14 protein-coding genes are annotated in these 16,167 nt (G+C 64.8%); 4 read left to right on the top strand and 10 right to left on the bottom strand.

Translation table 11 applies throughout. The features are described from left to right. Positions 1-41 precede the first annotated feature (41 nt). The 3 genes from glnA to AB0H22_RS17450 all read left to right on the top strand — a co-directional run bounded on the left by glnA (position 42) and on the right by AB0H22_RS17450 (position 2,533). Positions 42-1,478 carry a type I glutamate--ammonia ligase gene (gene glnA, locus AB0H22_RS17460; protein WP_180751470.1) on the top strand — a complete coding sequence of 479 codons (1,437 nt, stop codon included), beginning with the start codon at positions 42-44 and terminating at the stop codon, positions 1,476-1,478. A gap of 189 nt (positions 1,479-1,667) precedes the next feature. Then, positions 1,668-2,078, top strand: coding sequence for a DoxX family protein (locus AB0H22_RS17455; protein ID WP_180751471.1), 411 nt, complete (start codon positions 1,668-1,670; stop codon positions 2,076-2,078). A 35-nt stretch (positions 2,079-2,113) separates the two neighbouring features. Beyond that, a complete protein-coding gene (locus tag AB0H22_RS17450) occupies positions 2,114-2,533 on the top strand; it encodes a DoxX family protein (RefSeq protein ID WP_358147671.1) in 420 nt (139 codons plus the stop codon). Here AB0H22_RS17450 and AB0H22_RS17445 read toward each other — a convergent pair. Next, positions 2,517-3,458 (bottom strand): endonuclease/exonuclease/phosphatase family protein, encoded by a 942-nt coding sequence (locus AB0H22_RS17445; protein ID WP_358147967.1) that lies wholly within the window; start codon positions 3,456-3,458, stop codon positions 2,517-2,519. The genes AB0H22_RS17450 and AB0H22_RS17445 overlap by 17 nt on opposite strands. A gap of 52 nt (positions 3,459-3,510) precedes the next feature. Here AB0H22_RS17445 and AB0H22_RS17440 point away from each other — a divergent pair, with 52 nt between their 5' ends. Continuing rightward, entirely contained in the window at positions 3,511-4,014 is a 504-nt protein-coding gene (locus tag AB0H22_RS17440; RefSeq protein WP_180751473.1) for a nuclear transport factor 2 family protein, read from the top strand. A 9-nt stretch (positions 4,015-4,023) separates the two neighbouring features. Here AB0H22_RS17440 and AB0H22_RS17435 read toward each other — a convergent pair whose 3' ends face one another. The 9 genes from AB0H22_RS17435 to AB0H22_RS17395 form a co-directional block, all read right to left on the bottom strand. Next, positions 4,024-5,313, bottom strand: a complete 1,290-nt coding sequence (locus AB0H22_RS17435) for a HAMP domain-containing sensor histidine kinase (protein ID WP_180751474.1) — start codon at positions 5,311-5,313, stop codon at positions 4,024-4,026. Then, positions 5,310-6,020, bottom strand: coding sequence for a response regulator transcription factor (locus AB0H22_RS17430; protein WP_180751475.1), 711 nt, complete (start codon positions 6,018-6,020; stop codon positions 5,310-5,312). Before AB0H22_RS17430 ends, AB0H22_RS17435 begins: the two co-directional genes overlap by 4 nt. 49 nt (positions 6,021-6,069) lie before the next feature. Then, on the bottom strand, positions 6,070-6,633 hold the full coding sequence (locus tag AB0H22_RS17425) for a hemophore-related protein (protein ID WP_180751476.1): 564 nt from the start codon (positions 6,631-6,633) through the stop codon (positions 6,070-6,072). Between the two features lie 145 nt (positions 6,634-6,778). Beyond that, the gene (locus AB0H22_RS17420; protein WP_180751477.1) at positions 6,779-7,111 is read right to left on the bottom strand and encodes a hemophore-related protein; all 333 of its coding nucleotides are present in this window, start codon (positions 7,109-7,111) and stop codon (positions 6,779-6,781) included. Positions 7,112-7,160: 49 nt separating this feature from the next. Beyond that, entirely contained in the window at positions 7,161-10,142 is a 2,982-nt protein-coding gene (locus tag AB0H22_RS17415; RefSeq protein WP_358147667.1) for a bifunctional [glutamine synthetase] adenylyltransferase/[glutamine synthetase]-adenylyl-L-tyrosine phosphorylase, read from the bottom strand. Position 10,143: 1 nt separating this feature from the next. Continuing rightward, positions 10,144-11,484: a glutamine synthetase family protein gene (locus AB0H22_RS17410; protein ID WP_180751479.1), complete on the bottom strand. Its 1,341-nt coding sequence runs from the start codon at positions 11,482-11,484 to the stop codon at positions 10,144-10,146. Between the two features lie 38 nt (positions 11,485-11,522). Beyond that, a complete protein-coding gene (locus tag AB0H22_RS17405) occupies positions 11,523-13,052 on the bottom strand; it encodes an alpha/beta hydrolase (protein ID WP_358147665.1) in 1,530 nt (509 codons plus the stop codon). A gap of 35 nt (positions 13,053-13,087) precedes the next feature. Beyond that, complete coding sequence (locus AB0H22_RS17400) at positions 13,088-14,617, bottom strand: alpha/beta hydrolase (protein WP_358147663.1); 1,530 nt, start codon at positions 14,615-14,617, stop codon at positions 13,088-13,090. A gap of 59 nt (positions 14,618-14,676) precedes the next feature. Beyond that, positions 14,677-16,059, bottom strand: a complete 1,383-nt coding sequence (locus AB0H22_RS17395) for a wax ester/triacylglycerol synthase family O-acyltransferase (protein WP_358147660.1) — start codon at positions 16,057-16,059, stop codon at positions 14,677-14,679. Positions 16,060-16,167: the final 108 nt, after the last annotated feature.

The raw sequence follows: 16,167 nt of genomic DNA, 5'->3' as shown, positions 1-16,167 counted from the left end.
GGTCATCGAATCAGGGATAACAGGGATTAACGAGGAGAAGCATGGCGTTCAGTAGCCCCGACGAGGTATTCAAGTTCATCGCCGACGAGAAGGTCGAGTACGTCGACGTCAGGTTCTGTGACCTGCCGGGCGTCGTGCAGCACTTCTCCATCCCCGCATCTGCATTCGATGCCAGCGTCTTCGAAGACGGTCTCGGCTTCGACGGGTCGTCGGTGCGCGGTTTCCAGTCGATCCACGAGTCGGACATGCTGCTGCTGCCCGACATCTCGACTGCCAAGCTCGACCCGTTCCGTGCCGCCAAGACGCTGAACGTCAACTTCTTCGTGCACGACCCGTTCACCCGTGAGGCCTACTCGCGCGATCCGCGCAATGTGGCCCGCAAGGCCGAGCAGTACCTGACCAGCACCGGTATCGCCGACACCTGTTACTTCGGCGCCGAGGCCGAGTTCTACATCTTCGACTCGGTCAGCTTCGACTCGAAGATCAACGGCACCTTCTACGAGATCGACTCCGAGTCTGGCTGGTGGAACACCGGCGAGCCCTACGAGGAGGATGGCAGCCCGAACCGCGGCTACAAGGTGCGCCCCAAGGGCGGCTACTTCCCCGTCGCCCCGTACGACCACTATGTGGACCTGCGCGACGAGATGACCACCAACCTGATCAACTCCGGTTTCACGCTGGAGCGCGGTCACCACGAGGTCGGTACCGGCGGACAGGCCGAGATCAACTACAAGTTCGACACGCTGCTGGCCGCAGCCGACGATGTGCTGCTTTTCAAGTACATCATCAAGAACACCGCGTGGGCCAACGGCAAGACCGTCACCTTCATGCCCAAGCCGCTCTTCGGTGACAACGGGTCCGGCATGCACGCCCACATGTCCCTGTGGAAGGACGGCAAGCCGCTGTTCCACGACGAGTCCGGATACGCCGGCCTCTCGGACCTGGCTCGCCATTACATCGGCGGCATCCTGCACCACGCCCCGTCGTTGCTGGCGTTCACCAACCCGACGGTGAACTCCTACAAGCGGCTGGTGCCGGGCTATGAGGCCCCGATCAACCTGGTGTACAGCCAGCGCAACCGGTCGGCCTGCGTGCGCATCCCGATCACGGGCAACAACCCGAAGGCCAAGCGCCTCGAGTTCCGCTGCCCGGACAGCTCGGGTAACCCGTACCTGGCATTCGCGGCCATGCTGATGGCCGGTATCGACGGCATCAAGAACAAGATCGAGCCGTTGGCGCCCGTCGACAAGGACCTGTACGAGTTGCCCCCGGAGGAGGCGGCCAACATTCCGCAGGCGCCGACCAACCTGGGCACCGTGATCGACAACCTCGAGAAGGATCACGAATACCTCACCGAGGGTGGCGTTTTCACCTCGGATCTGATCGAGACCTGGATCGCGTTCAAGCGGGAGCAGGAGATCGAGCCGATCAACATCCGGCCTCACCCGTACGAGGTCGCACTGTACTTCGACGTCTAAGTCGGTTCTACGACGAGGCCCCCGGGAGAAACCCCGGGGGCCTTGTCATTTCCGCGTCTCTTTCACCGAGCGTGAAGCCATGGCGAGATTTCGCCGGAAATTCCGCCACAGCTTCACTTTCGGCGCCGGCGAACGCCCTCGCCGACACATAACAGGAATAATGCGGACCGTAGTCCTATTGTTAGGCGTATGGCTCTCGCAGACATCGAAAACAAGCTTGCCGGACTGACACCGGCCGTTCTGTCGGCATTCCGGATCGTAGTGGGCTTCCTGTTCTTCCTGCATGGCACCTCCCATCTCTTCGGTTGGCCGCTCGCCTCATATCTACAGTCCGTCGGAACCCTGCCCTGGTGGGCAGGCATCATCGAATTCGTCGGCGGCGCAGCGCTCATCCTCGGATTGGGGACCCGCCTCGCAGCGTTTGTCGCCTCCGGGGCCATGGCTGTCGCCTACTTCACGTACCACCAGCCCGAGGGTCTGCTGCCCATCCAGAACAACGGCGAGGCCGCGGCACTGTACAGCTGGATCTTCCTGCTGTTGGTGTTCACCGGCGGCGGATCGCTGTCGGTCGACCGATTCATTACCCGAGCTAAGCGCTAAGTCGTTACGCCAGAATTGGTTTAGCATCCTGTGCCATGGCCTCCTCCAGCACCAACGCAGTCGCCAAGCTCGACGGCGCCACACCCCTTGTCCTGTCGCTGTTCCGCATCGTCGTCGGTTTCCTATTCGTCTGCCACGGCACGGCCATCCTTTTCCGCTGGCCAGAGCTGGCGGATATGCCGCCGATCGAGTCATGGTCGCTGGGCTGGTGGGCCGGCACCATCGAGTTCCTCGCCGGTGTCGCAATTCTGTTCGGCGCAGGCACGCGAATCGCGGCCTTCATCGCATCGGGCACGATGGCGGTGGCCTATTTCACCCAGCACCAGAAGTTGGGGCTGCTGCCCATCGTGAACCAGGGCGAGTTATCCGCCCTGTTCTGCTGGGCCTTCTTCCTCTTGGTGTTCACCGGTGGCGGATCGCTGTCGATAGACGCGGCACTCAAGAAGAAGAGCTAGGCACCACCACCGTGGCGATGAGCGCCCGGTGGTCCGTGCCATAAATCGCCTCAGTGCGTACCTCTTTGGCCGTCGCGCCACGCGTGAGCACATGGTCGATCCCGATCAGCCTTGTGTACCAGCGTCCTTCGCGCCAGGTCGGCACCCAGCCGGTTCCTGCCTGATCGACGGCGTCGGCGAATCCGCCGGTGAGGATCTGCCGAAACGCGAAGTGATCGTACGTGGCGTTAAAGTCACCGCCAACAATGACTTTGACGTCGGGACGAAGTGCTCCTAACTGCCGCCCGATGGTGTCCAGCTCGGTCAGCCAGCCCGGCGAACTCATATCCTTCTCCGGTGGGCGGGTGTGCACGGCTACCAGCATGACCGGCCCGACTCCGGGTACCTCGGCCTCTGCCCAGATCTGCCGGAAGGCGTAGCTCTGATCGTCCTGGTGCACGGGAGTCAACGGATATCTACTCCAGATCCCGGTGCCCGCGGCCTTCGGTTCGGCGATGGTGTAGGAGTACGGAAGCACCGAATCAATACCCGCAGCAACGAGTTTCGCCCGAGCTTCCGGGGTCAGCTCGTTAACGGTCACCACCCCCGCATCGTGTTCGCGAATCGTCGCCACCACTGCCCCGGCATCGCCGGCACCGAAGCGCAGGTTGATCTGCAGCACGGTGATGGTTGTTCCCTGCAGATGACTATCGGGCAGGTACAGCGGTGCGATGGCCAGAACCTGCAGCGCGATCACCACTACCGCCGTCATCACACCCCACCACTGCCGTACCAACAGGAACAGCAACAGCGCCAAGATCATCAGCACACAGGTAAGTGGCCACGCGGCGGCCAACCCGATCAGCGGCGACCAGCTCGACCGCGCCCAGCGGGACGCGATGGCCAGCACGCCGACCATGCTCAGCAGCCAACCCAGCGCCCCCACGGCGGTCCGTCCTCGCACCTCAGGGACGGTACCTTATGGCACTCTTTTACCCATGCCGTCATTCAGCCGCGCCGAACTCGAGGAAGCGTTCGCGCAACACCAGGCCACCGTCCATCGCTGTATCGAAACCGGCGACTGGAACCCCTATGCCGAGATGTACACCGAGGACGCCCTCTACATCGAGCATGTGGTGGGTCGCCTGCAGGGCAAGGAGGCCATCCGGCAGTACATCACCGCGGTCATGGCAGATTTCCCCGGCAACCACATGCCGAGCCTGCCCGCCACCTGGACGGTGTTCGATCCCGAAAAGGGTTGGGTGGTCTGCGAAATCGACAATGTGATGAGCGATCCGGGTGACGGCAAGCATTGGGGTGAACCGAACCTGACTGTGCTGCATTACGCCGGGGACGGCCTGTGGTCGCAGCAGGAGGACGCTTACAACCCCGCCAACATGGTCAAGATGGTGCGGCGCTGGTGCAAGGCCGCCGAGACCTCGGGGAACCTGCCCGACGAGGCCCGCGAATGGCTTGCCAAGTACGGGTCACGTAAGAACTAACCGGCAGATCTATTCAGCCAAGATCGTCAGCGTCGCCCGCAAACCGCCCATCGGGCTTGAGGACAGCACCACGTCACCCCCGTGCAACGCGGCCTGCTGCGCGACGAGCGCCAGCCCCAATCCCAGCCCGCCAGGGTTGGCGCCGGGTCCGCGTTCGAAACGTCCGAGCACTCGTTCCCGGTCCGCCTCCGGTAGACCACTACCGTCATCGTCGACCTCGATGACCAGCCGGTTGTCGATCCGATTCGCGGACAGCACAACATGTTTGGCATTGCCATGGTTGATGGCGTTGCGCACCAGATTGTCCACGGCCAACCGCAAACCGTCAGGCCAGCCCAGCACCACACCACCATCGTCGGCGTTGACGGTGATCTCCGGCGCGGCGGCGGGGTGCATCAACGCATCTCCGGCCACCCGATCCAGCAGATCCGCGATATCCACCAGCTCGCGGTCCTCGGGCCGAGCCAGGTCCCCGGAGGCCAGCTGGCCGAGTGCGGTGATGGTGGCCTCAACGCGTCGCTGCGCGCGCTGCAGGTCCCCGATCACCTCCGTGTGTTCCTCGTTCGACAGGTCGTGTGCCCGCAGGGTGTCCAGGTCGGCACGCATCGCGGTGAGCGGGGTCCGCAGCTCGTGGGCAGCGCTCGCGGCAAAATCGCGAGCCGCGAGAAGGGATTTGGTGGTTTCGGACTGCGCCGCCGAGACCCGGCCGAGCATCGCAGCCAGGGCGTCGGCAAGCTCTTCGGCCTCGCGGGCGCCGCGCACCGCGGCTACGTGCAGGCCATCGGTGTCAAGCTGACGGGTCTGTTCGGTGAGCTGGCGCAGTGGTCGCACCGCGCGCCCGCCGAACAGCCACGCGAAACCGCCTGCCAGCAGCATCGATAGCACACCGACGGCAATGAACACCGGGATTCCGCGGTGGTTGACCAGCACCGCGTCGGCCCTGGTCCCCAGTGAGATCACGGTCTGCTCTTCGGGGTTCGGGACGGTCCGGACGCGGTAAGTGGCACCGCCGACGGTGACATTCTCGGTTCCCGGCGGCAGCTTCGGCAGCTCGACACCCCGGAAGATCACCAGCCCTCCGCTTTGGGCGTCACGGACGGTGAGCACAAATGTGGTGTCCCCGTGCCGAGTGGTGGCCTGTACCGCGTCCACCAGCACGTCCAAGCGTCGATCAAGTTGCTGAGTATCGTTGCGTACCAAGGTAATACCGGCGACAATACCGATAAGCGCCACCACCAGACCGGTAGCCAGGAATGCCGCGACCGCTACCCGGGTACGCAGCGAGAGCGAACGTTTCACGGCTCTTCTCTCATCACGTATCCGACCCCCCTGACGGTGTGGATGATCCGCGGGGTTCCCCCGGCTTCCAGTTTGCGACGCAAATAGCTCACGAAGACATCGGCCACATTGGTCTCGACGTCAAAGTCATACCCCCACACCAGTTCCAGCAGCCGAGTGCGGCTGAGCACCACCCCGGTGTTCTCGGCCAGCACCACCAGGAGATCGAATTCGCGCTTACTCAGTTCGACGCGTTCACCACCGGAGAAGACCAACCTGCGGGAAACGTCGACGGTGACCTGTCCAACGGTGATGGTGGAGGTGGCGAGGCCGCCACCACCGGCGCCGCGACGGCGCAGCAGTGCGCGCAGACGCGCCACCAGCTCGCCAAGGTCGAAGGGTTTCGTCAGATAGTCGTCGGCGCCTGCCTCGAGGCCGGCGATCCGATCGTTGACGGTGTCGCGCGCGCTGAGCACGCAGATCGGAATGTCATTACCCAGGGCCCGCAGGGCGGTAACCACTGCCACGCCATCCAGCTCGGGCATCTGCACATCGAGCACCAGGGCATCGGGTTCATCGGCCGCGAGCTGGGTAAGCGCATCGCGGCCATCGACGGCGACCCGGACGTCGAAACCCGAGTGACGTAGCCCGCGGGCTACCGAGTTCCTGACATCCGGGTCGTCATCGACCATCAACACCTTGTGACGGGCGGCAGTTTCGTGAGTCATCGCTGCCTAAGGCTAGGCCTCATTCCGAGCCGCCCGTCTCATGGTGTTGTTAGGCGTCCTGCTGATCGACCACGGCGGTGACGGCGGGCGAAGCCGGCTTCGCCGGAGCTGCGGGCGCTGCCTGCTCGGTGTTGGCGGTCTCCTCGGCCGGCTGCTGCTGCGGCGCGAAGGGGTTCCACGGCTGCTGCGGCTGCTCGGCAGGAGCATTCTCGGTGGCGGGCTGTGCAGGCTGGCCGACCAGACCTGCAGGCGCGGCGGGGGCCGGCTTGTCGTCATCGGTGTCCGCACCGCAGCTGCTCTTCAGGCCCGTCAGCGGCTGGCGGATCTTGTCGAGCTCGGCCTTGGCTGCGGGCTGACCATCCAGGTAGGTCTTGATGGCTTCACGTCGCTCGCCCTCGGGTGCGCCCTTGGCGGCCTTGGTGATGCCGTCGTTGATCGTCGGGTTCTTGTCCAGGTAGCTCGCGACCTGGCTCGACACAGTCGAATGGGTCCGGGCGAACTCTGCAGCGGTGCAATCGCCGGGCTTGGCAGTGGCCGCACCCGCGAATGCCAGGGCGCCGGCAACAGCACCGGCACCAACAACACCACTGAGTACAGCAGAGGTGAACTTCATGGAGTACTCCTTGTTCAGCATTACAGCCGACGATATGCCGACTCGTCCGGGACGCTATCGAGCGTTGGTTGGACGGTCATGGCCCTAACGTTAAGGAACCATTAGAAGCCGGGCAGAAATTACGTCGGTGAAGTTCGTCGGGTGCCTACCCCTCGGACCAGCACCTGGTCTTGAAGTCCTGAACCGGCTGCCGGATCGCGTCCAGGTCGGCCTTGGCAGCGGGGTTGGCGTTGAGGTACACCTGCACCGCGTCATGCTTCGCCTCACCGTCTCCGGGGGTGTTCTTGAGTGCGTCGCTCATCCCGGTGTTGACGTCGGGATGCCTCTCCAGGTACTCGGCCCGCTTGGTTGACGCCACCGCATCGAGCCGAGCCTCCTCCGAGACGGTGCAGTCACCCGGCTTCGCCTGGGCGGGTGCTGCGATGCCGAGGGCGGCTGCCACCACGCCGACACCCACGATGATCGATGTGCACTTCATGAACCACTCCTTGAAAGGTCTGGATCAGCCGATTGGGATCGGCACGAAGCTACTCCCCAAAGACGCGCTGTACGACCGCTTTCGCACGCCTGGTCACCCGCAGATAATTGTCCAGGAACTCGCCGCCGTCGTGATCCGGCCAGCCCGCCGCGGCAGACACCGTGTTGAGCAGCCGGCCGGGGCCGGGCAGCTGGTCGGTGGGCTTGCCTCGCGCCAGCACCAGCGCATTGCGGGCATTGGTGGCGGTCAGCCAGGCCTGTCGCAGCAGTTCGGCATCCTCGGCGTCGACAAGGCCCGCCTCTGCCGCGGCGTGCAATGTCTGCAGGGTCGAGGTGCTGTGCAGGGATTGATGTTCGTGGGCGTACCGCAACTGCAGCAGCTGCACGGTCCACTCCACATCGGCCAGCCCGCCGCGGCCCAGCTTGGTGTTGGTATTGGGGTCGGCCCCGCGCGGCAGCCGCTCGGCATCCACCCGTGCCTTGATCCGGCGGATCTCGCGCACCGCGTCCAGGGCGATACCGCCGGCGGGATACCGCGTCTTGTCGATCATGCGCAGAAACCGCAGCCCGAGATCGGCATCCCCGGCGACACTGTGCGCGCGCAGCAGCGCTTGCACCTCCCATGCCTGTGCCCATTGCGCGTAGTACGTCTCGTAGGCCGCCAGCGTGCGCACCATCGGCCCGTTGCGCCCCTCAGGACGTAGTCCCGTGTCGACCTGCAGGGGCGGGTCGGTACTCGGCGCACCGAGCAGCTTGCCAACCTTTTCAGCCACCGACGCCGACCATCCCGCGGCCTCGGCATCGGTGCTATCGCCACGCGCCTCGCACACGTAGAGGACGTCGGCATCGGATCCGTAGCCCAGTTCACCGCCACCCAGACGGCCCATCCCGATGACGGCTATCGCGGCCGGTGCCTCGGAATCTGCGGGGACACTTGCCTTGACCACCGCGTCCAGGGCCGCCTGCAGCACCGCCACCCACACCGATGTCAGCGCCTGACACACGTCGATCACATCCAGCAGGCCCAGCAGATCGGCCGAGGCCACCCGCGCCAACTCCCGGCGCCGCAATGTTCGTGCCGCCGCGATCGCCCGCTCCGGGTCGGCGTGCCGGGCCGAGGACGCGATCAGCGCGCCCGCCACTGAAATCGGTTCGGCCTCAAGAAGTTTGGGGCCGCTAGGCCCGTCGCCGTACAGCTGGATCACCTCGGGTGCCCGCATGATGAGATCCGGCACATAGGCGGAGGTGCCCAGGATCTGCATGAGCCGCTTGGCCACCGCGCCCTCATCGCGCAGGGTGCGCAGGTACCAGGTCTGGTCAACCAGCGCCTCGCTCACCCGGCGATAGGCCAGCAGCCCGGCATCCGGATCGGGGGTATCCGCCAACCAGTCTAAAAGCGTTGGCAGCAGGATAGTTTGGATGCGCCCGCGGCGGCCGCCCTCCTTGGTCAGCGCGGACAGGTGACTGAGCGCATGCTGCGGTGACTGGTAACCCAACGCGGCGAGCTGGCGTACTGCCGCCTCGTTGGAGAGCCCCAACGCTTCCTTGTCGAACTCGGTCACCGATTCCAGCAGCGGTTGGTAGAACAGCTTGCTGTGCAGGCGGGACACTCGCATTGCCTGGCGTTTGATCTCTGCCCGCAGCACCCCGACGGCGTCGTTCTGCCCATCCGGGCGCACGTGAGCGGCGCGCGCCAGCCAGCGCATCGCCTCGGTGTCCTCCGGCGCGGGCAGGGTGTGGGTGCGCTTGAGGCGCTGCAGCTGCAGCCGGTGCTCCAGCAGCCGCAAGAACTCGTACGAGGCGGTGAGGTTCGCGCTGTCGTCGCGCCCGATGTATCCGGCTGTGGAAAGCGCCGCTAGTGCCTCGATAGTCGACGCGACATGCAGCGACTCATCCACCCGCCCGTGTACGAGTTGCAGCAGCTGCACCGCGAACTCGACGTCACGTAGCCCGCCGGTGCCCAGTTTGATCTCACGCTCGCGCAGCTCCGCTGGCACCAACGATTCCACTCGGCGGCGCATGGCCTGTACCTCGGTTACGAAATCCTCACGCTCGCAGGCGGTCCACACCATCGGCATGAGTGCGTCTACGTATGCCTTGCCCAGTTCCGGATCGCCGACGGCGGGACGCGCCTTCAGCAGTGCTTGGAATTCCCAGGTCTTGGCCCACCGTCTGTAGTACGCGATATGGGAATCCAGGGTGCGCACCAGCGCCCCCCGCTTGCCCTCGGGCCGCAGCCCCGCATCCACCTCGAAGAAGGTGCTGGAGCCGATGCGCATCATCTCCCCGGCGACGCGGGTGGTCAGCGAATCGGCCTCCTCCCCCACGAAGATGACATCGACATCGCTGACGTAGTTGAGTTCGCACGCACCGCATTTGCCCATCGCGATGACCGCGAGTCGGGGCGGGTCCTGCCCATCGGGAACCACCAGTGACACCGCGACGGCCAGCGCCGCCGTCAACGCCGCATCGGCGAGATCGGACAGGTGCTGACCCACCACCGGGAACGGCAACACCGGTTCGTTCTCGACGGTGGCCGCCAGGTCGAGTGCGGCGAGTACCAATAGCCGGTCTCGATAAGCGTCCCGCAGCGCAGAGATGGCAGCGGGCTCGGATACCGAGGCGCGTCCCCCAACGGAGCCGACGGCCGTTAAAAATCGCTCCTTTAGAGCATCTTTGGACTCCAGCTCGATTTCCCCGACCAGCAGACGCCAACGATCGGGGTGCGCCACCAGATGATCGCCGAGTGCCAGTGAAGATCCGATCACCGACAGCAGTCGGCCTCGCATGGCGGCGTCGTCGCTCAGCTCTCGATCCAGTGCGGCCCACTCGGTTCCCAGCGCCTCGCGGAGCCGGATCAGGGTGAGTAACGCGGCGTCGGCATCGGGTGACCGTGAGAGCGACCACAGCTGCGCGATATGCGTCTCGGTGGTCCAGCCCAGCTCTTCGAGCAGCGAGGCGGCCCGTGCATCGACGAGCCCCAGCCTTCCAGCGCTGGGAACCTTCGAACGCTCGGTGGAGGCTCGGGTCACCTCACAAACCCAAGTAGGCCCGCAGTTCGAACGGGGTCACATTGCTGCGGTAGCGCGCCCACTCGGCCCGCTTATTGCGCAGGAAGAAGTCGAAGACGTGCTCTCCCAAGGCTTCCGCTACCAGCTCGGAACGCTCCATGGCGATGAGCGCGTTCTCCAATGTGCTGGGCAGTTCCTTGTAGCCCATGGCCTGCCGCTCGGCGGCGGTCAGCTGCCAGACGTTGTCCTCGGCCTCGGGTCCGAGCGTGTAGCCCTGCTCCACTCCGCGCAAGCCGGCGGCCAGCAGTACCGCGTACGTCAGGTACGGGTTGCAGGCCGAGTCGGGGCTGCGCACCTCGATGCGACGTGAGGACGACTTGCTGGGCGTGTACATAGGAACCCGCACCAGCGCCGAGCGGTTGGCCGCACCCCAGGATGCCGCCGTCGGCGCCTCGCCGCCGTGCACCAGACGCTTGTAGGAGTTCACCCACTGGTTGGTGACAGCGCTGATCTCGTTGGCGTGCTCCAGGATTCCCGCGATGAAGGACTTGCCGACACTCGAAAGCTGCAGCGGGTCATCGGGGTTGTGGAAGGCGTTGGTATCGCCCTCGAACAGGCTCATATGGGTGTGCATCGCACTGCCCGGGTGATCGCTGAACGGCTTGGGCATGAACGTGGCATGCACACCGTCGATGATCGCCACTTCCTTGACCACGTTGCGGAAGGTCATCACGTTATCGGCCATGGACAGCGCGTCGGCGTAGCGCAGGTCGATCTCCTGCTGACCCGGCGCACCCTCGTGGTGGCTGAATTCCACCGAGATGCCCATGGATTCGAGCGCGTCGATGGCGTGGCGACGGAAGTTGGGCGCCGCCTCGTGCACGGCCTGGTCGAAGTACCCGGCGTCATCGGCGGGAATCGGCGCCGACCCGTCATCGGGCATGTTCTTCAGCAGGAAGAACTCGATCTCGGGGTGCACGTAGCAGGAGAAGCCCAAATCGCTCGCCCTGGCGAGCTGGCGACGCAGCACGTGCCGCGGGTCGGACCAGGACGGTGATCCGTCCGGCAGCTTGATATCGCAGAACATGCGTGCGGAGTGGTGCTTTCCGGCGCTCGTCGTCCACGGCAGCACCTGGAATGTCGACGGGTCGGGGTGCGCGACGGTGTCCGATTCGGAAATACGTGCGAAGCCTTCGATGGACGACCCGTCGAAGCCGATGCCCTCCTCGAACGCACCCTCTAGTTCAGCGGGCGCGATGGACACGCTCTTGAGGTAACCGAGCACATCGGTGAACCACAGCCGGACGAAACGAATATCGCGTTCTTCCAGCGTCCGCAGCACGAATTCCTTCTGACGATCCATGGGGAGAGGCTATTACATCTGCGTCGACATAGCGTCCGTCAGCACCGCACGTCCCTGGGTGGAACGGTGCCGTCGACGAAGTAGCGCGTGACGGCTTCGTCGACACAGGCCTCTCCGTTGAAGGCGACGGTGTGCTGGGTGCCCTCGTAACTGATGAGCGATCCACCCAACTGCTGCGCCAGTGCCACCCCGGCCTCATAGGGGGTCGCGGGGTCATGGGTCGTGGAGACCACCACCACCGGCGGCAGGCCGGGGGTCGACGGGGTGTGCGGAGCCGAGGTCGGCGGCACCGGCCAGAAGGCGCACATATCGCGTGGGGCATATCCGGTGAACTCGCCATAGCTCGAGAACGGCGCCTGCTGCCGCAGCGTCTTATCGGCCGCTACCCAGGGGGCGGAGTCCTTCGGTGTCGGCCCGTCGACACACCGAATCGAATTGAACGCGTCCTGCAGGTTGTCGTACTGCCCCTGGTCGTCGCGCTCCTGGTACTGGTCGGCCAGCCACAGCAGGTCATCGGGTCCACTGCCGTCGACCAGGCCCGCCAGACCCGAGGTGAGGTACTTCCAGTACCGCGGCGTGTACATCGCCTGGATAGTGCCGGTGATGGCGTCCTGGTACCCCAGGCCGCGCGGGTCGTTGGTCTTGGCGGGTTTGGCCACCAATGGATCAATCAGTTGGTGGAATTTCTTGACGGCCAGCGACGGATCGGTCCCCAACGGGCACTTGGGGTCCTTGGCGCAGTCGGCCGCATAGTCGTTGAACGCCACCTGGAACCCGGTCATCTGCCGGACGTTGGACTCCACCGGGTCGATAGTCGGGTCGATCGCGCCGTCGAGGACCATCGTGCGCACGTTCTGCGGGAAGTATTCGGCGTACTGGGTACCCAGCTCGGTGCCGTAGGAGTAGCCAAGGTAGTTCAGCTTACTGTCCCCGGACACTGCCCTGATGATGTCCATATCCCTTGCCGCGGAGGCAGTTCCGGCATTGGCAAGGAAATCCAGCCCCATACGTTTTGCGCATTCGGCGACGTATTGGCGGTATACACCCTCGATGTGGGCGACGCCGGCCTGGCTGTAGTCAGCCAGCGGCTCCTTACGGAAGGCGTCGAACTCGGCGTCGGTGCGGCATCGCAGGGTCGGTGTGGAACCGCCGACACCACGCGGATCGAACCCGACGATATCGAAGCTCTGCCCGATTGCGGATTCGGCCAGCTTGGCACCCATGCCGGCTGCCAGGTCAACGCCCGACCCTCCCGGTCCACCGGGGTTGACCAGCAGGGCGCCGACGCGCTTGCCAGTGGCGGGCACCTTCAGCACGGCCAGCTGCGCGACTGCACCCGTCGGCTTCTCGTAGCTGACGGGCACCTTCACCTTGGCGCACCGTGCGGTCGGGATGCGGCTGGTGTCACCGACAAAGCCGGCGCAGCTCCCCCATGTGACCTGCTGGTCGTAGAACGCCTGCAGGGCGGGACCCGGCGCCGGGAGCGGCGTGGCGGCCGCGGGGATGGCCGGGATCGCAGCCGAGAACATCAAAAGAATCACCGGCAACGCCCGGCGCATCCGCATCATGGGCCACATCGTGCCACGTCGGACCCCAAAAGTGCTCAGCAGCGGGTGCCTTCAGCCGGAGTCGTGACCTTGATGAGATAGTCCTGGGCCGCTTGGTCGACGCACTGGTTCCCGTCGAACACGATGGTGTGCTTGGTTCCGTCGTAGGTAAGCAAGCCTCCGCCGAGCTGTTTGGCCAGCTCAACGCCCGCCTGGTACGGCGTCGCCGGGTCGTAGGTGGTGGACACCACCAGCAGTTTGGGCAGACCGGGCACGTTGATGGGATGCGGCTTGCTGGTCGCCGGTACCGGCCAGAACGCGCACACACCCAGCGGAGCATTACCCGTGAACGTGCCGTAGTCCTGGAACGGCGCCACTTCCCGGATGCGCCGGTCCTTCTCGATGGCCTTGGCGCGGTCGGTCTGCGGCGGTTCGTCGACGCAGTTGATGGCGGTTTGCGCGTCCTGTGCGTGGCTGTAGTGACCTTCGTCGTCACGTTTCATGTACGCGTCGGAAAGCAGCTGCAGAATGTCGCCCCCGCCCTCGCTGAGTTCGCGCAGCGCCTTGGTGAAGGTGTCCCACAGTGTGGGCGAGTACATCACCATGATGGTGCCGATGATGGCGTCGGCATGAGAGAGACCGCGGCCGTCCCTGGTTTTGACCGGATGCTCGACGAGCGGGTCGACCATGGCCCGGTAGCGGGCCGTCGTCTGCGCCGGATCGGTACCCAGCGGGCAAGTCGGGTTCTTGGTGCAGTCGGCCGCGTAGTTGTCGAAAGCCTTTTGGAATCCCGCGATCTGGTCGATATCGGCCTGGGTTGGATCGGCGTTGGGGTCGATCACGCCGTCAAGGATGAGGGCCCGCACGTTCTGCGGGAACTGCTCGGCATAGGTGGTCCCGATGCGGGTTCCGTACGAGTAGCCCAGGTAGGTGAGTTTGTCGTCGCCGAGCGCCTCGCGCATCCGGTCCATGTCCTTGGCGACATTCACGGTGCCGACATTGGCCAAGAACTCCTTGCCCACCTTGTCCAGGCAGCGCTTCACGAAGTCCTTGGAGTCCTGCTCCATGCGAGCAACACCCTCGGGGCTGTAGTCGGTGTCGTTCTGTGCACGCATCCGATCCACGTCGGCGTCGGTGTTGCATTCGATCGCCGGTGTGGACGAGCCGACCCCGCGCGGATCGAACCCGATGAAATCGAAGCGCTCCCGAATCTCCTTGGGCGCGTGCTTGACGATCTCGATGGCGGCCTCGATACCCGACTGTCCGGGGCCGCCTGGGTTCATCAGCAGCGACCCGATCTTGTTGCCCTTCGCCGGGTACTTGATGATCGCGAGCCGCGCCTTGGCTCCGTCGGGCTTCGCGTAGTCGACGGGAACCTCCAGTTCCGAGCATTGGGTGCTCGCCGGCACCGTCTGGTTCTCCGGGACAAACTCGCCGCACTCGCCCCAGTTCAGGGTGCCCTGCGACAGGCGCGCGGCCATCGCCTCGCCCTCCACCGAACGCACACAACCAGAGACGACGGCTACCACCGAGGCAAGAGCCAGTAGCGGCAGCAACCCAGAGCGGGCAAGCCCACGAAACATCATGTCAGCCATGGTGCCATGAGCCCGCCAATTCCCCGCTCGCTGCGCTCGTGCCCGCCGGATTAGATGCGAGCCTTCAGCTCCTGCAGCGCCACGCCGAAATCGTCGGTCAGCGTGGACAGGTCGGGCATCAGATCGGGGCAGGAGATCAGGCCGACGTTGAGCTTCCCGTTCAGCGACATCACCGTGACGGTGAGCGCGGCGCCGTGAAAGATCGGCCCCAACGGGTACATCCCGATGACCTCGGCGCCCAAGAAATACAGCGGTACTTGTGGTCCCGGCACATTGGAAACCACCAGGTTGTGAATCACCGGGTGGCGGTCGGCCAACCGGATGCGCGAGTAGACCCGCATCGCGGTTCCGAAGACCGCAGGCGCCGCGAATTGGCTCCAGTCCTGCAGCAGGGTGGCACCCAGCACGGCGGTGTGTTCCTTGGCGACGTTGTTGGCCTCGGCGATCGCTCTAAGGCGATCGACTGGGTCATTCACATTGGTTTCCAGACGGGAGAACATGCCCGACACCTGATTTCGGCCCGGCCGGTCCGACTTCTCGTGCACCGAAACCGGAACCATGGCCACCAACGAGCTCTCCGGGAGCTCGCCCCGATCCTCAAGGTACTTGCGCAGCGCACCGGCACAGATGGCCATTACGACATCGTTGACCTTGACGCCGAAGTGGTTCTTGACCGCGCGGACGTCCTCGAGGTCCAGCTGGGCGTACCCGATGTTGCGGCGGCTGGTGATCGTGGAGTTGAAGGAGGTGCGCGGCGCCGAGAAGGGCGCCGTCATCGCCTCGCCGCGCTTCGAGCGTTCCAGCCAGGCCGGGATGACCCCGATGGTCGCGGGCAGCAGTTTGGCGAACTTCAGTGGCCGCGACGCCCACTTGAGGGCTCCGGTGATCGCGATTTCGAGGCTGTTGGCGCCGCCCACGCCCGCGGCGGGTTCGGGTGCTTCCGCGTCTGGTTCCAGGCCGCAGAGCGCCGACATCAGGTTGGCGCCGGTAACGCCGTCGACGGAGGCGTGGTGCATCTTGGTCATAACCACCAGGCGGGTGCCGCCACCGGTCGCTCCGGTTTCAATGACCCACATTTCCCACAGCGGCCGGGCGCGATCCAAGGGCAGTGAGGCGACGTGTCCGCACATCTCCGCGATCTCGGCCCTGCCTCCGGGTGCGGGCAGGCCGACATGATGCAGGTGCCGGTCGATGTCGAAGTCGTCATCGTCGACCCACACCGGGTGATCCAGGTTCAGGCGGCTGTCGGCGAGCTTCTCCTTGAAGGACGAGATGCCCTCGACCCGTTCCATCAGCTTCGTCCGTAATTTCTCGAACGAGTAGCCACCAGGAATGGTTGTGGTGTCTAATTCCAGTACCCCGCACACGTGCATGGGTTGGGTGGGTGTTTCCAGGTAGAGGAAACTGGCGTCGAGTCCGGAAAGCCGCTGCATGCGCACAGGCTAGGCGAGCCGGGTATTCCGTCGTGACCAAATGCCGTGACTGCCGGTGTGATCAAATCCACCCTCTCTGTTATTCACCTCATCGCCACGCAGTGGCAG

Origin of the sequence: Mycobacterium sp. NPDC050853, from assembly GCF_040653875.1 — a bacterium.
GTDB lineage: Bacteria > Actinomycetota > Actinomycetes > Mycobacteriales > Mycobacteriaceae > Mycobacterium.
This window is presented reverse-complemented; position numbering and strand designations above follow the sequence as displayed.

Excerpts from the sequence above, each read along its gene's own strand:
- AB0H22_RS17400 (WP_358147663.1), bottom strand. The coding sequence starts at position 14,617 with ATGATGTTTCGTGGGCTTGCCCGCTCTGGGTTGCTGCCGCTACTGGCT.
- AB0H22_RS17425 (WP_180751476.1), bottom strand. The coding sequence starts at position 6,633 with ATGAAGTTCACCTCTGCTGTACTCAGTGGTGTTGTTGGTGCCGGTGCT.
- AB0H22_RS17430 (WP_180751475.1), bottom strand. The coding sequence starts at position 6,020 with ATGACTCACGAAACTGCCGCCCGTCACAAGGTGTTGATGGTCGATGAC.
- AB0H22_RS17395 (WP_358147660.1), bottom strand. The coding sequence starts at position 16,059 with ATGCAGCGGCTTTCCGGACTCGACGCCAGTTTCCTCTACCTGGAAACA.
- AB0H22_RS17405 (WP_358147665.1), bottom strand. The coding sequence starts at position 13,052 with ATGATGCGGATGCGCCGGGCGTTGCCGGTGATTCTTTTGATGTTCTCG.
- AB0H22_RS17455 (WP_180751471.1), top strand. The coding sequence starts at position 1,668 with ATGGCTCTCGCAGACATCGAAAACAAGCTTGCCGGACTGACACCGGCC.
- AB0H22_RS17420 (WP_180751477.1), bottom strand. The coding sequence starts at position 7,111 with ATGAAGTGCACATCGATCATCGTGGGTGTCGGCGTGGTGGCAGCCGCC.
- AB0H22_RS17440 (WP_180751473.1), top strand. The coding sequence starts at position 3,511 with ATGCCGTCATTCAGCCGCGCCGAACTCGAGGAAGCGTTCGCGCAACAC.
- glnA (WP_180751470.1), top strand. The coding sequence starts at position 42 with ATGGCGTTCAGTAGCCCCGACGAGGTATTCAAGTTCATCGCCGACGAG.
- AB0H22_RS17450 (WP_358147671.1), top strand. The coding sequence starts at position 2,114 with ATGGCCTCCTCCAGCACCAACGCAGTCGCCAAGCTCGACGGCGCCACA.
- AB0H22_RS17410 (WP_180751479.1), bottom strand. The coding sequence starts at position 11,484 with ATGGATCGTCAGAAGGAATTCGTGCTGCGGACGCTGGAAGAACGCGAT.